Here is a 15769-nt window from a genome sequence, read left to right as displayed (position 1 = left end):
CAAGTCACAAAGTGTGTTCAGGTCAACTAAATTAGAGTGTTAATTTTTCGTTTTCTTGAATCTCTGCAACAGTCAATGCAGTCATATTCACTAAACGGCGAGTTGTCGCTGTTGGCGTTAAAATATGAACGGGTTTTGCAGCACCCAAAAGAATTGGGCCAATCGTCACGTTACTACCTGAAGTTGATTTCAACAAGTTGAACGAAATGTTCGCTGCATCCAGATTAGGCATAATCAGCAAGTTCGCAGAACCTTTAAAACGTGAGTTCGGGTATGCGAAATGACGAATATTTTCATCTAATGCGGCATCACCATGCATTTCACCTTCAACTTCAAGCTCAGGTGCAATTTCTGACAAAATATCATAAACCTTACGCATTTTTTGAGCGCTAGGATCATTTTGGTCAGAACCGAAACTTGAGTGAGAAAGCAATGCTACACGCGGCGTAATACCAAAACGGCGGACTTCTTCAGCCGCTAAAATAGTCATTTCAGCAAGCTGTTCAGCTGTTGGGTTACGGTTAATGTAAGTGTCGGCAATAAACAAGTTACGGTCTTCAAGCATCAATGCATTCAGCGTGAAGAAGTTATTACGGCCTTCTTTTAGCCCAATCACATTGCTGACGAAGTCTAAGTGAATGTCATAGCTAGAATAAGTACCACATAGCATACCGTCAGCCACACCATGACGAACCAGCATTGCAGCGATCAGGGTAGAGCGACGACGTGCTTCACGCTGAGCGTATTCAGGTGTTACACCTTTACGTTGCATGATGCTGTAGTAATCGTCAGCAAACTTATCGTAATCAGGGTTTTTCTCTTGATCGACGATAGTGATGTTCACGCCGTCTTCAAGACGTAGACCTAATTTCTTGATGTTCGCTTCAATGACTGCAGGACGACCGACAAGAATTGGTTTTGCTAAACCTTCATCAACAGCAATTTGCACCGCGCGAAGTACACGTAAATCTTCACCTTCAGCATATGCAATGCGTTTCGGATCAGTTTTCGCTTGCGCAAAAATTGGTTTCATCATAAACGCAGAGTTGTAGACGAATTCAGATAAACGTTGACGATATGCAGAGAAGTCTTGAATCGGACGAGTTGCAACACCAGAATCCATCGCTGCTTGTGCAATTGCAGGTGCAATTTCAAGAATCAAACGTTGATCTAATGGGCGGGGAATGAGGTAATCACGACCAAATGAAGCAGATTTTTCACCATACGATGCAGCATCAGCTTCGACATGCGCCATGCGAGCAATCGCATGTACACAAGCAATCTTCATCTCTTCATTAATCGTAGTTGCGCCAACATCTAGTGCACCACGGAAAATATAAGGGAAGCAAAGTGCATTGTTCACTTGGTTTGGATAGTCTGAACGACCTGTTGCCATAATCACGTCTGGACGTGCTTCATGTGCATGTTCAGGAAGAATTTCAGGGTCTGGGTTAGCAAGGGCAAAGATAATCGGATCTTTCGCCATGACTTTAACCATTTCTTTGGTCAAAATACCTGCTGCAGAAAGACCAAGGAACATGTCCGCACCTTCCATTACATCAGCAAGCTGAGAGCCTTCGATGTCTTGAACGTATGCCTTTTTCGACTCATCCAAGCCTTCACGTTTAGTGGTCAATAAACCGCGTGAATCTGCCACAACGATGTTTTCTTTTTTCGCGCCAAGTGCACAAAGTAAGTTCAAACATGAAAGGGCAGCAGCACCTGCGCCAGAAGCGACAATTTTGATTTCTTCAATTTTTTTGCCATTGAGTTGAAGTGCATTGAGTAATGCAGAACCCACAATGATTGATGTACCGTGTTGGTCATCATGGAACACAGGAATATTCATGCGTTCACGAAGTTTTTGCTCGATGTAGAAACACTCTGGGGCCTTGATGTCTTCAAGGTTGATACCACCGAAAGTAGGTTCTAATGCTGCAACGATATCTACGATTTTGTCTGGATCGTTTTCAGCAATCTCAATGTCAAAAACATCAACACCAGCGAATTTTTTGAATAGAACGCCTTTACCTTCCATAACAGGTTTTGACGCTAAAGGACCAATGTTACCTAAGCCTAGTACGGCTGTACCGTTACTGACTACAGCAACAAGATTACCGCGCGCTGTGTAAAGTGCAGCAGTAGATGGGTCGCGTTCAATTTCTAAACAAGGTGCAGCGACACCTGGCGAGTATGCGAGGGCTAAATCGTGTTGGTTGACCAATTGTTTGCTTGGTGTAACGCTGATTTTCCCCGGAGTTGGAAATTCGTGATAATACAAAGCCTGCTGTTTTAAAGATTGATCGTCCATCTGTATCTCGATTGTGTTTTGTTTATCCAATATAAAGCTGCAATGCTTGCTTTATCCGCTTGAATATAACATTAGTTGCACAGTTGGGACAGTCGAAGTCGCGTCTTTTTCAGACAATCTTATAGCTCAGGCATAGTGACTTATATTAAGTATGTATAAGCAGGCGAAGAGATATTATTTTCAAGGAACACGGTTGCCTCTTCTTGTGGCAATGGCTTAGAGAAAAAATAGCCTTGAGCAATGTCACATTCTAAGTCTTGTAGATACTGTAACTGTTGTTCGGTTTCAATCCCTTCAGCGACTACCGTCATGCCCATCGCTTTGCCCATGGCAATCATGGCACTGACGATGGCCAATTGTTTATTTTCACCAATTTTAGAGATAAAACTCCGGTCAATTTTTAAGATATCAATTGGGAAATCAGCTAGATAAGATAATGATGAGTAGCCCGTACCAAAGTCATCAAGTGAAATATTGATCTTACGTTTTTTTATTTCATTTAACAGTTCACGTACTGAATCTAGATTTTCGACCAAAGAAGATTCTGTAATTTCCAGTTCCAGACTGGCACCATCAATCTGATTGGCATCTATCGCTTCATCAAGATCATTTAACAATTGTCCACGGCGCAGTTGCTGCGCGACAATATTGACGGATACACAAATATTTTGATAACCCAAATTGTTCCAAAAACGAATTTGCTGCGCGGTTTTTTGCAGGACAAAACGCCCAATATCCGAAATTAAACTGGTTTGTTCTGCTAGAGGAATAAATAAGCCCGGTGGTATTAAGCCTTTTTCAGGATGATTCCAACGCACTAAGGCTTCAAAACCATAAATATTTTTATCACGGAAATTGATCTTCGGTTGGTAATACACCACCAGCTCATTATTTTGAATGGCTTTACGCAAGTCTCGTTCCAAGAAGATCCCTTGCTCTAATAATGCGGTATTTTCATTGGAATAATAACGTGTGGTATTGCCGCCCAAATTTTTTGCTTCGCTTAGCGCTTGTTCTGCACAATTATTCAGATAATCCAACTGACGGCCATGCTCAGGATAGAACGCAACACCCATCGATAAGGTGATGACATGGTCTTGACCAAAAATATTAAATGGAATGCTAAAAGCTTTATTGATGCGTTCACAATGTTCTTGTACTGAAGGGCGGATGTGCGAGATTTCATACACAATCGCAAAATCATCGCCATTTAAGTGTGCGACAAACAGAGCTTCGGCATTGGTTAGACGTAAACGCTGTGCGACTTGGCGTAACAGTTCATCACCACCATTGTTGCTGAGATATTCATTTAATGGACGGAAACGATCGATGTTTAAACGAATGACAGCCAACTGTTTAATCGAATCTTGCTGCGAAACTAAATATTGATGCAGTTGATAGTTGTAATAAAAACGGTTCGGTAAATCCGTTAAGGTGTCATAGTTTTCTAAATATGATAAGCGTTGTTCTTGCAATTTACGTTCGGTCAGGTCTGAAACGATCCCGATATAATGGGTGACACGGTTTTGATCATCGGTAATGGCATTAATATGCATCCACAGCGTCAGTTCTTTACCTGAAAGAAATTTTTCGTGCAATTCACCATCATATTCACCAATTTTCAGCACTTGTTTAATGATCGAGTAGTGCATACTGCGTTGAATTGATTTGTAATTCGCTGTGATATCAAAAAGATGTTTGCCAATAATTTGGTCGTAGTTAAATCCGGTTAATTGTTCGTAAAACGGATTGACTTCGATATAGCACAGTTCTTCATTTAAAATGAAAATTCCTTCAGCGGCTTGTTCGAGTACACTAGCTGCAAGTTTTAAACGTTCTTGTGATGTCCGTTCTTGATGGATATCACGTCGAATACCGACCATGCGCAATGGCTTACGATTATCTGGATCGCGTTGAATGACCCGTCCAATATCATGTACCCAACACCATTTTCCTTGACTGTTTTGAATCCGATAGGTGGCCTCATAACGGTCTTTAAATCCACGTAGATGTTGAATCATCGCTGATTTAAAATGAGGGATATCATCAGGATGGATCACATGTTGTAACTGTTGCTGATGCTCTTTCGAATGTCTAAGGGTTTTTTCTTGCTTATAGTTGGTGACAACGATTTTACGGTCTTTGATATTCCAATCCCAAGGACGTAAACCGGCGATTTCATGCGCAAGGACTAAATTGGCTTGTTGGTTTTCTAAATTCTTATTCATTTGCTCAATGTCGAAGGTCCGCTCTTTAACTTTCTGTTCAAGGATTTGGTTACCCAGTTGTAGCTGTAATTCGATGTCTCGTGATTTGTTGACTTCATCTTGGAGCTGCTGACACAGTTCATCAGTCCATTTGACTTGTTGCTTGGCACTATCGACCAGTAGGTTATTTTTAGCATGTAAAGTCGATACACGACGATGAATTCGATATGACGTCATGGCGCACATTAGAATCACAATGAGCCCAAAATTAATACTCAAGCTAAATAAGTGATTTGAGCCATCTAAGAAAAAGAACTGTGCAATCAGATAGGGCACGATAGACGGGATAAAGGCTAAACAAAAATAATTAAGTTTTTGCGTCAAATAGGTCAAACCAAAGGTTTGCGTCACGATCAAGAGTAGGGCAGAGAGTGTCAGGGCTTGAATTGGTTCAAAGCTTTGATTGGTCGCAGGTAAATAGTAAAAAATTAAAAAGATACCGCTCGCAATAAGCGTACCGACTGAAAAACACTGAAATTGTAGCCAACGATGCGCAATCATCAGTGAATATTGTTCAGGTTTAAAATAAACGGTGCTAATCAGCCAGCATAAACTGACAAAAACTTCGGTAAAAATAAACCAAATATTGAAATATAAAGATGGTGATTTATAAAAAATTTGATATATCGAAAAAATATATAAGCAAATAATCAGAATACTGACTAAAAAATAGCGGCTATGGCGAATCGTGTTCGCAATTTGAGCAGTATGATTATACTGCTTGATATATTCATCTTGTTTATACGTCATGAATATAAAAACCCTGCCTTAACCAAATTTAGATCGTTGTATTTGTATTGTTCCTGAGAGTATTTGTTTATTCTTAGTAACAAATCATTTGTTTTTATTGACTCTAGGGTAATTGCGTTACAAATAAAAAGCAATATCAAGGATGCCATCATTGATGCTTTCAGATGAACCATCGAGTAAAAATTAAATAGATTTATAATTTAAAATTGAAAGTGCAACTACAGGTGCAGTTTCTGTGCGAAGGACACGTTCACCGATACACCAGTTCACAAAACCTTTCTCATTTGCTGCGCTGATCTCGGCTTCGCTCAAGCCACCTTCAGGGCCAATCAGTAAGGCAAAGTGCGGGTCAGCATCTGCTAATACATCAACTTCATCTTTATTGGGTGCGAGTACCAACTTGGTTGTCGGCAGATCACTCTCCAACCATTTTTCAAGGGAAAGGGGCGCAAGTACTTTAGGGACAATGTTGAGACCACATTGTTCACATGCAGCAATAGCAATGCTTTGCCAATGGTCGAGTTTCTTTTGATCACGATCGTACTTCAAACGCATTTCACAACGTTCTGAAATGAGTAGTTGAATTTCAGAAACACCGAGTTCCACCGCTTTTTGAATTGCATAATCCATGCGGTCGCCTTTACTCATCACTTGACCCAATAGTGCTGTAAAATGTGGTGTGCGATTGCTTGGATTGAATTGCAAAACTTGGACGGCAGCCGACTTTTTAGCGACTTCAACCAATTCAACATGGTATTCGCCACCTTGCCCATTGAACAAAGTGGCAGTTTCGCCCACTTGAGCACGTAAAACTTTTACCCAGTGATGAAACACTGTTTCCGTTAATTCAACAGTCGTATCAACAGTTAAATCAGCTTCAATATAAAAACGTGGCATTAAAGTTTTACTCTCAAAAAGGTCGAAATGTCTTATGCAAGACCGAGGTCTTTCACAAGTTGACGTGTAGGGTCAGTGGTATTCATGGTGTAGAAGTGCAGGCTTGGCGCACCACCAGCAATCAGGCGTTCGCAAAGTTTCACAATCACTTCATGACCAAAGGCTTTGATTGACGCTGTGTCGTCGCCATAAGTCGCAAGCTGTTTGCGAATCCAGCGAGGAATTTCTGCACCTGTACCATCAGCAAAGCGGATTAAGTTGCTTGCATTGGTAATCGGCATAATGCCTGGCGCTACAGGAATGTTTACGCCTTCTTTTTGAATGCGCTCTACAAAGTAGAAGTATGCATCTGGGTTAAAGAAGAACTGGGTGAGTGCTGCATTAGCGCCAGCATTGGCTTTGTCGCAGAAACGTTTGATGTCGAGATCAAAGCTGTCCGCTTGTGGGTGCATTTCTGGGTAAGCAGCCACTTCGATTTTGAAGTGATCACCAGTATGTTCACGGATGAAACGCACAAGATCTGTTGCATAAGGCAATTCGCCTAAGCCCACCTGACCAGAGGGCAAGTCACCGCGCAGCGCAACAATACGGTCAATGCCTTGTGACTTATACAAATCCAGCAATTCGGCAATACGTTCTTTGCTGTCACCAATACAAGACAGGTGAGGGGCAACAGGTGTGCCTTTACCGTTGAAGTCGTTCAATGTAGACAAAGTACGTTCACGGGTAGAACCGCCTGCACCATATGTTACAGAGAAAAATTCAGGATTTAATAATTGAAGTTCTTGGTGTACAACTTTAAGTTTTTCCGCGCCCGCATCAGTTTTGGTCGGGAAAAACTCAAAGGAAATAGGAATCTGTTTTGACATGTTCAAATCCTTTTTTATAAATACTATTTGTTTACCCTATCCCTGACCTCTCCCAAAGGGAGAGGAGTATTCATTACTGAATTATGCAGGGTTAAACACCCAGCTTATTAAATTGATAAGATTTTAATCCTGAATACAATTTAACGAAGCTGTCACCCTCTCCCTCTGGGAGAGGGATGGGGTGAGGGTCAATTAATATTTATAAGCCTCAGCTTTGAACGGGCCTTCAACTTGAACACCGAGGTAATCCGCTTGTTCTTGAGTCAAAGTCGTTAATACGCCGCCGAAACCAGCAACCATTGCCGCAGCAACTTCTTCGTCTAATTTCTTAGGAATAAGTTCTACGCGGATTGCAGCTTGTTTTTGATCTTCAGGAAGATCAGCAAATTTTTCAGCGAACAAGTGCATTTGCCCCAACACTTGGTTAGCAAAAGAACCATCCATAATACGTGAAGGGTGACCTGTTGCATTACCAAGGTTCACTAAGCGGCCTTCTGAAAGAAGAATAAGGTAATCATTTTCATTTTCTGAACGATACACTTGGTGAACTTGTGGCTTAACTTCAACCCACTTATAACCACGTAAGTAATTTGTGTCGATTTCAGTATCGAAATGACCGATGTTACAAACTACAGCGCCAGCTTTTAATGAATCAAGCATTGCAGCGTCACATACGTGGTAGTTACCAGTTGTTGTTACGATCAAGTCAGTATTTTGAAGAAGGTCAAGGTTGATGTCTTCTTTCTTACCCGTTTGAATGCCATTTTTATACGGAGCAACAACTTCGAAACCGTCCATGCATGCTTGCATTGCACAGATAGGGTCAACTTCAGTGACACGTACAATCATGCCTTCTTGACGAAGTGATTGAGCAGAACCTTTACCTACGTCACCATAACCGATTACAAGTGCACGGCGGCCAGATAAAAGCATATCTGTACCACGTTTGATTGCATCGTTTAATGAGTGGCGGCAGCCGTATTTATTGTCATTTTTAGACTTGGTTACAGAGTCATTTACGTTAATCGCTGGAACTTTTAAAGTACCGTCGCGGTGCATTTCGTAAAGACGTTGAACACCTGTAGTGGTTTCTTCAGTAATACCGTGGATTTTTGCAATCACTTCTGGGTATTTTTCGTGAACAAGTGCAGTTAAGTCACCGCCATCATCCAGAATCATGTTGGCATCCCAAGGCGTACCATTCACATTAATTTGCTGTTCAAGACACCACATGTATTCTTCTTCAGTTTCGCCTTTCCAAGCAAATACAGGAATACCTGCAGCAGCGATTGCAGCAGCAGCGTGGTCTTGAGTAGAGAAGATGTTGCATGAAGTCCAGCGTACTTCTGCGCCCAATTCAACTAGAGTTTCAATTAAAACTGCAGTTTGAATAGTCATGTGGATACAGCCTAGGATTTTCGCGCCAGCAAGCGGTTTAGCCGCGGCATAGCGTTTGCGAAGACCCATTAGGGCTGGCATTTCTGCTTCTGCAAGTTTGATTTCTTTACGGCCGTAGTCAGCTAGTGAAATATCGGCAACTTTATAATCTGTAAATGAAGCATTAACCGCGTTCATCACGATCTCCTTAATAAAAACAATTGATCATTCAGTTCGCGGATGCCGTTGTTGATTGGAACGAGTGTCCAACCGAATCGTCGAGCCTAGCGATCTTATATTTAGTGCCTATAAGAAAGTCGCAGCATCCCTCGACTAGGGCAGTATTGTACTTGGAAATAGAGTGAGTTCCAATCCGAAAATGCTTAATATCTGACTTATAGGTTTTTTGATCTGTAAAATTACGTCGCGAATATTTAAATTTCATAAATCGGTCAGGAGTATAAGAATAATGATTAAACCCGTAATGGCTTTATTGATGTTTTGGCCTGTTATTGTCGCGGCCAACGATTCAACAGGCTATGTGGCAACGGGAGGGGTGCAGTACCTTAAAAATAAAGACATTCAAATGTTCAGTGAAGACCTATTTATTAGTAAAAAAATGATCAAGGTCGATTATCAGTTTAAAAATCTGAGCAATAAAGACGTGACTGAAACCATACTCTTTCCACTGCCAAAAGTTGAAAACTTCTTTGAATCTGATTTTGCCAATACTGAAAAATTGCTAAAAAGTTTTAAAGTTCAGGTGAATGGAAAAATGATTCAGCCTGAAATGCATGTGCGCACTTTTATTCAAAAAGATGAAAAAACAGCCCCGATTGATATGACGGAGAGTTTTAAGCAATGCGGGTTTACGGAAAAAGACATGCTGAATCCGTGGAGCAGGCAAGATGTTGAATATGAAACTTTTGAGAGAAAGCTTAGAAACTGTAAAAATGCAGCGCTGCAAAAAGTTTTGCCCAAAGATCCGAGTGAAGTCATTTCATGGTCATCTCAGGTAATTTACAGCTGGAAGCAAACTTTTAAAGCCAATGCGCTCACACGTGTACAGCATCAATATGCACCGCTGGTGGGCGGGTCTGTGGCTTTATATCCTGATGAATATAATCAAAGTTATTGTATGGATCAAAACTTTAAGGCAGGACTCAGAAAGGCCAAATCACAGCATGCACCATTTCAAGCACTGGGCTATATCTTAAAAACTGGCGCCAATTGGGCAAAGCCTATTCAAGATTTTAAACTGACTATCGAGCGTGATGCAGGAGAGCTGGTTTCTTTTTGCTGGGCAGGTAAAGTGAAGAAAATCAGCGCTACGCAGTTTCAAATGGTTGAAAAGAATTTTGTACCGAAACAAGATTTGGACATTATTTTTGTGAGTAAACGTCCGTCATAAGACACAATCCAGCAAGAGATATAACCAAAGTAATGAGCCTAGAAAAATTTAAATCATATGCTGCATATTTCTTGGGAATGTGTGCCTGTTTATATGGTTGTTATACTTTTTTCTATGAAAATGACAAATGGCATTTGTTGCTGTTTTCAATAATGTTGTACGGCTTGCTGTATGCAGTATTTAGATTTATCAGCAAAAAATCATGGAGCTGGTTGTGTCATGGCCTCAGTTTTATTGTTTTGTATAGCACTGTTTTAGCCATATTTTTTAGTTCAAGTTTTTTACAAATTAAAGAATTTCAACTGACTCATCCCAACTGGATTTTGGCAGATCAGGTTCATATTAATCAAGTTGAAATTGATGATTATAGGCAAAGGCGTTCACTGCAATATGCGTATACGCGAGTGCAATACCAATACATGCTGAATGAGCAAATAAGTACAGGTGTTGTAGATAAACTTGACCCGCAATATATGCTTTGGTTTCTTGAAACGTCGCAGGATTTAAAAGTCAGAGCAGCACTCAAAACTGAGCATGCAATACATCAGCAGCAGTATTCAGTGTATGTAAATACTCAAAATCCGAATCAATCACGATTTTTTCTTAACCAAGACTATTTTGAACTTCGTAATTCAGGGTTTGCATGGCTGATTTACGGCCTTCAAATGCTGTCCTTGGTTTTAGTTCTTATCGTTGTCATTTTGCTGTGGGATGCCTTTTCTGATTCGAAAGAATCTAAGACCGCTAAAAAAAGTAAGACTAAGCCTAAGGCAAAGGTGTAAAAAGCTAAACCTGATATGGAGTAAACATCTTCGTCCTAAAAAACTTCTGCACTAGGGATAAATTTTTTTTGATGCGGCATAACTATGTTTATAAAAATTGCCGTACAAATCGCGCTGATTTGTTTATTATCACTGCAGATTTAAGTTGTGAGTTCTTATTATGTCTTTGGAAATGCCTGAAGAATTAGCCAATCTTGAAGCCAATGGCGGCATTTTTGCAGTATGGATGCTGTTGCAGCATTTAGGCATTGATGCGGATGTTCAACAGTTGGTCGAAGTCTGCGGCTATGAGGCAGAGCATGGCACAACCACCATTGGTTTAGCTGTAGGACTGAGAAAGTTTGGCTTTCAAGTAAAGTTTTACACAGAGCATGATCCTGAGCTGCAGGACAGTGAAAAACGCAGTTATGCAGAAGCAGACCAATTAGAACTGTCTATATTGCCTGCAATTGGCTATGCACAAATTCAGCAGGCTTTTGAACAAAATCAGTTTGTGATTGTGTATTACGATACTCTAGAGGGCGTGGGGAACCATTCTTTGGTATATGACATTGACGAAACTGAAATTAGTTTCTTTGACAGTTTTGATGCCATGCCAGCAGAGGTATTTGAACAGCAGCGTGGGGCAGAGGGCATTTGCCGACAAGTCATTACGGTGAATGTAAATGACTATATGGCGAGCTGAGCCATTTTGTTAAAAGAAAAAAGCCCATCAAACGATGGGCCTTTTTCTTTGTGATTTAAGCTTCGGGCTGTTCGGCCGCATTGGCTTTTTCATTCCAAAAATCTGCTTTTTCTTCATCAGCGTCGATGCCTAATCCATTGGCATAAATAAAAGCCAAATCACGCATGGCTTGAACTTCACCTAATTTTGCAGATTGTTCAACCAGTTCAATGGATTTAGCGACATCTTTTTCCACCACATCGCCGCGACGGTAAAAATTGGCGAGTTCTAAAATTGCAGCAGGATGGTCATGTTTTGCTGCTTGTTCTAACCAGCGGTGCGCATGTTCAAAATAGGTTTTAGATTCTTCAGGATCTTCTTCGAGCATATCTTTGGCATAGACTGCATAGCCTTCACCCAGCCAATACATGGCTTCTACATGACCTAATTGAGCTGCTTTGAGTGCCCATTCTTCAGCAAGTTCAACATGCTCATCATTTTCACTTTGCATATAAATTTCAGCCAGTTCAAATTGAGCATCTTTATTGCCTGCCATGGCACGGTTATATAAAGCAGGAGAGATCGAAAGTTCAGACATGTGTAATCCAAAAGAGCAGAATAGGCATAGCCTAATCGGTTGGCATGAAAAAAGCCAATCCGAAGATTGGCTTTCAATGTTTAGAGAATGTTTAGAGATCGTTGTCTAAAGAATTAAAATTTCAATAACACAGCTGACAATACAAATATGACAACTAATGCACCAATAATTTTCCAAAAATATTCAGCGATATAACTAATACATAGCCCGACAAATAAAGCCGCAATAGTCAGCGCGCCAAACCAATAACTGATGTTATTGCTCGGCGTTCCAAGAGAGAGGCAAATTATCAAGGCAATAATCAATAGCGCCCAGCCGACTAACGTGGCTAAGCGTGTTTGGCCCACACTTAGTTCTTTTTTGTAGAACTGCTTTTGATGTTTAGACATGCTGCATGCCAAGGCAAAAAAACCTAAGCTACTCAGTGCCCAAATCAGGAGAAAGAACATCATGCTTCAACCTCCTTTGTGCCACGTGCTTTTTTAACAGGCAGCCCTTTATGCTTTTTCACTTTGTAAAATGAATAGGCAAACAAGATAGCCAAAAGCCACATTGCAAGATCAAAGGATGCAATCATCCATTGGCCATTTGCCATGGTATTCCAAAGCGCTTGACCACCAGGCATGAAGTTTACAATCGGCAGTAAGGCAAAAATTGCTGTGGCAAAAGCTAAAAGTTCTAGCCACGCTTGACGGTGCGTACGGAAAATCGCATAAACGAGCGTCAGGAGCCAAACAATAAAGAAACTACGAATTTCTAATTCCGAACGGTTTTCAAGCTGTGCGGGAATAAAACGGTTGGCATAGAAAAATGCTGCACAGGCAATGGGTAAACCAATAATCGCTGCAATATTGGTCACTTCAACCGTGCGGTAGCCAAATGATTTAAAGCCTTGTTTTTGTTGTTGCGGTGCACGTTTTACACACCACAGAATGAGACCTGTAGCGACCATCAGGGTGCCTACAATCCCTGAAATAAACAGCAGCCAACGTAGTGCTAAATCTACACCGCGTGCTTCATGTAGCGTGGTCACTACATTGTAAATACCCATCGGTACAGAAGGATGCTTTAACTTGGCACTTTCGTCAGTTAAGTCTTTGCCTGTTACGCCATCAAATTGTTTACTTGCATAGACATTTCGATATGCAACACTTTCACCATGTAAGGCGCGTAGCTCAATTTTAGCTTGGTCTGTATTCGGTGCAATGATGCTAACGGTACTAATAGGATTAGTTTTCCATTCAGCCTGAACTGCGGTCACGATTGGCGCTAAGTTGGTCAACGGCGCAGCAACGATAGGTTGCTCTTCACGTTTAGAGCGACGATCTCCTCGACCTTCACCACGGCCCTCAGCACGATTTTCGCCTTGGTTTTGTGCAGAATTGGCACGGGCTTGCTGTGGGCGTTCGCCACGTTCTTCGCGTCCTTGAGCAGATTCACGTCCTTCAGGTTTATTTTCTTGAACCAAGGCACGATTTTGTTCTTGTAAAAATTGTCCCCGGTTTTCATAAATACGTTCAATCCCCCAAGGCATGATCGTAAATAACAGCAGCAACAGGCCACTAAAGGTGATCATGATGTGGAAGGGAAGCGCAAATACTGCTGTAGCATTATGTGCATCGAGCCAAGAACGTTGTCCTTTGCCTGAACGGAAGGTAAAGAAATCTTTAAAGATTTTTTTATGAGTAATCACACCACTAATGATGGCAACTAACATCAACAGTGTGGCTATCCCGATAAACCATCGCGTCCACATACGTGGCATGCCATATAGTTCAAAATGGAAACGATAGAGAAAATTACCACCACGTGTATCGCGCGGCTCAAGCACTTCACCTGTAGCACTATCAATGTAGATTTGTTTACCGCCACGGCGTGCGCGAGGGTCTTCACCTTGTTCACGAACGGTAATTAATGTGGCATTTTGACGCGTATTCGGCAGCAAAATATTCCAAGCACCTGCATTCGGATGATTTTGCTGTAAATAATTCAGTGCGACTTCAGTTTGTTGGACTTGTGAACTGGCTGGAACAGATTGATGCAGCTCAGGAGTCATCCAGACATTGATTTCATTTTTAAAGAAGCTCAGGGTTCCGGTCAGGAAAATAGCATACAGCAACCAACCTAAGATTAGGCTAGCCCATGTATGCAGCCAAGACATGGACTGGCGCGGTCCCTCTACTTTTGCATCAACACGCATTTTAGCTTCCCATCATCATGTAAATGGCATACAAACACACCGCAGGGATCACAATGCCTAAAGTTGCTTTGAGGGTTTTATTCACCATAAAGACCCAAATAAATGCACAGCTCCACAGGATAAACGCAATTAAAGTTGCACTCATGGCTGCACTTCCACGGTCTTCGCTAAACACATCTGCGATCACGATGGCAGAGAGCATCGCGACAACATATCCGCCCACTAAAGCGAGGGCAAAGCGATAGAAAATCATCAAGCGATAGGTCAAAAGAGAGGGGGTGTCTTTACGCGTTTTAGGCAGCGCAGATGTGAGGGGGGTCACGAGTGCCTCAGGTGGTGAGCTATTCATAAAATACTTAAGCGCTTGGAAATTGTATTAAAGTTAATCTAAATGACAACAATTATTATTAATAATTAGAATAATGTATTCACAAAATTATTGATTTTTCAGCATGCTGAGTAGAAATGGATTTAAATGAGGAGAATTAAAGGCGAAAAAATAGCGACCGGAGTCGCTATTTTAGAATGCAAGAATGCTTAATTCTCTACATTATTGCTCTTGTTGAATGCCTGCAACTAACCAGTCTTGATCAGAACCCACAGGTTTAACAAAATGCCATACTTCAGCAAATGGCTGTGGCAGGCTATTTAAGTCTTCACTTACCGTACCTGTAAAACGCACACTTACAACGTATTGACCATTTTCGTTAGCAGAATCGACCACCATAGCATTTAAGTTAGAAAACTCAGCAACGTCTTCATCTTTATTCGCCATAATGTCGTTATACATAGACTGGTAAAGGTCAGGCGTTAAGTAACGCTGAATTTCAGAAATGTTGCTTGCAGTATTCATCGATTGAATGTGGTTAAAACGCTGACGTGCAACACGTAAAAATGTTGCTGGTTCTGTACCATCAGGCAATTGATTGCCGCTGTTGGTATAGGCAGCACCAAAAGGCGCGTTCGTTGCAGCAGCTGCACCAAATGGAGCATTTGAAGCTGCTGAATTACCGCCTACAGAATTACCAAAAATATTCGCATTGTCATTGCCTGCACGAGGTGCAGCATTTTGTTGGCCAAACGGTGCATTGTTTGCACCGCTGTTTGGCGCATACGGATTGTTAGTGGCTAGTTTTTTTTTTGCGCCCATCTTACGGAAAATGAAGAAGGCAACAGCAGCGGCAAGTAAAATCCAGATCCAGCCTGGAATACCACCTTTCTCTTCCTGTTGTTGAGCTTGCGCTTCAGAAGCTGCTTGACCGTTATTGTCATCGGCCATCGCATTTGCAGCGACTGCACCAATTGCAGCACCAGCCACACCAGCTGCAACCATTCCGCCCACATTCGAGCCAGATTTAGCTGGAGCGCCAGCAGTTGCAGGCTGTTGAACAGGAGCAGATTGACGAGGTTGCTGATAAGACTGAGTTGGAGCAGCTTGACGGCTCATACCATGGCTTTTACCACCACCGGCACGTTTCGCTTCTGCAATCGGCGCTACCAAAAGGGCTGCTGTTAAAAGAGCAGTCATCAAACCACGCTGTCGAACTTCCATCAAATTTTCCTATATCTATATAAAGTTAAAATAGCCATCTAGTTATGCCGCCATTTGTACTGAATTTCAATAGAACATCGGTAAAAAATTG

General features: G+C 41.5%; 13 protein-coding genes. 3 read left to right on the top strand and 10 right to left on the bottom strand.

All coding sequences use genetic code 11. The features are described from left to right. Positions 1 to 31 precede the first annotated feature (31 nt). From FTU64_RS03965 to ahcY, 5 genes are all read right to left on the bottom strand, one after another. On the bottom strand, positions 32 to 2311 hold the full coding sequence (locus FTU64_RS03965) for an NADP-dependent malic enzyme (RefSeq protein WP_180059264.1): 2280 nt from the start codon (positions 2309 to 2311) through the stop codon (positions 32 to 34). Positions 2312 to 2451: 140 nt separating this feature from the next. Then, positions 2452 to 5328: an EAL domain-containing protein gene (locus tag FTU64_RS03960; RefSeq protein ID WP_180059263.1), complete on the bottom strand. Its 2877-nt coding sequence runs from the start codon at positions 5326 to 5328 to the stop codon at positions 2452 to 2454. Positions 5329 to 5511: 183 nt separating this feature from the next. After that, positions 5512 to 6225, bottom strand: a complete 714-nt coding sequence (locus FTU64_RS03955; protein WP_180059262.1) for a 16S rRNA (uracil(1498)-N(3))-methyltransferase — start codon at positions 6223 to 6225, stop codon at positions 5512 to 5514. 32 nt (positions 6226 to 6257) lie between these two features. Then, complete coding sequence (gene metF / locus FTU64_RS03950) at positions 6258 to 7094, bottom strand: methylenetetrahydrofolate reductase [NAD(P)H] (protein WP_168378282.1); 837 nt, start codon at positions 7092 to 7094, stop codon at positions 6258 to 6260. Positions 7095 to 7286: 192 nt separating this feature from the next. Further along, complete coding sequence (gene ahcY, locus FTU64_RS03945; protein ID WP_078192086.1) at positions 7287 to 8669, bottom strand: adenosylhomocysteinase; 1383 nt, start codon at positions 8667 to 8669, stop codon at positions 7287 to 7289. 271 nt (positions 8670 to 8940) lie between these two features. Here ahcY and FTU64_RS03940 point away from each other — a divergent pair, with 271 nt between their 5' ends. The 3 genes from FTU64_RS03940 to FTU64_RS03930 all read left to right on the top strand — a co-directional run bounded on the left by FTU64_RS03940 (position 8941) and on the right by FTU64_RS03930 (position 11349). After that, positions 8941 to 9882, top strand: a complete 942-nt coding sequence (locus tag FTU64_RS03940) for a DUF4424 family protein (RefSeq protein ID WP_180059261.1) — start codon at positions 8941 to 8943, stop codon at positions 9880 to 9882. Positions 9883 to 9914: 32 nt separating this feature from the next. Further along, entirely contained in the window at positions 9915 to 10664 is a 750-nt protein-coding gene (locus FTU64_RS03935; protein ID WP_180059260.1) for a hypothetical protein, read from the top strand. Positions 10665 to 10824: 160 nt separating this feature from the next. Then, complete coding sequence (locus tag FTU64_RS03930; RefSeq protein ID WP_180059259.1) at positions 10825 to 11349, top strand: cysteine peptidase family C39 domain-containing protein; 525 nt, start codon at positions 10825 to 10827, stop codon at positions 11347 to 11349. Positions 11350 to 11404: 55 nt separating this feature from the next. Here FTU64_RS03930 and FTU64_RS03925 read toward each other — a convergent pair whose 3' ends face one another. The 5 genes from FTU64_RS03925 to FTU64_RS03905 form a co-directional block, all read right to left on the bottom strand. Next, positions 11405 to 11926, bottom strand: coding sequence for a tetratricopeptide repeat protein (locus tag FTU64_RS03925; protein ID WP_180059258.1), 522 nt, complete (start codon positions 11924 to 11926; stop codon positions 11405 to 11407). Between the two features lie 113 nt (positions 11927 to 12039). Beyond that, positions 12040 to 12378, bottom strand: coding sequence for a DUF3325 domain-containing protein (locus FTU64_RS03920; RefSeq protein ID WP_180059257.1), 339 nt, complete (start codon positions 12376 to 12378; stop codon positions 12040 to 12042). After that, complete coding sequence (locus tag FTU64_RS03915; RefSeq protein ID WP_180059256.1) at positions 12375 to 14126, bottom strand: PepSY domain-containing protein; 1752 nt, start codon at positions 14124 to 14126, stop codon at positions 12375 to 12377. The genes FTU64_RS03920 and FTU64_RS03915 overlap by 4 nt, the downstream gene beginning before the upstream one ends. Before the next feature lies 1 nt (position 14127). Beyond that, positions 14128 to 14475, bottom strand: a complete 348-nt coding sequence (locus FTU64_RS03910; RefSeq protein WP_078192079.1) for a hypothetical protein — start codon at positions 14473 to 14475, stop codon at positions 14128 to 14130. A gap of 201 nt (positions 14476 to 14676) precedes the next feature. Next, positions 14677 to 15678 carry a Tim44 domain-containing protein gene (locus tag FTU64_RS03905; protein ID WP_180059255.1) on the bottom strand — a complete coding sequence of 334 codons (1002 nt, stop codon included), beginning with the start codon at positions 15676 to 15678 and terminating at the stop codon, positions 14677 to 14679. Positions 15679 to 15769 lie beyond the last annotated feature (91 nt).

The sequence above is a fragment of the Acinetobacter sp. YH12128 genome (assembly GCF_013418655.1).
Taxonomy (GTDB): Bacteria; Pseudomonadota; Gammaproteobacteria; order Pseudomonadales; family Moraxellaceae; genus Acinetobacter; species Acinetobacter amyesii.
Note: the sequence above shows the minus strand (reverse complement) of the source record. Positions and strands in the feature narration are given on the sequence as shown.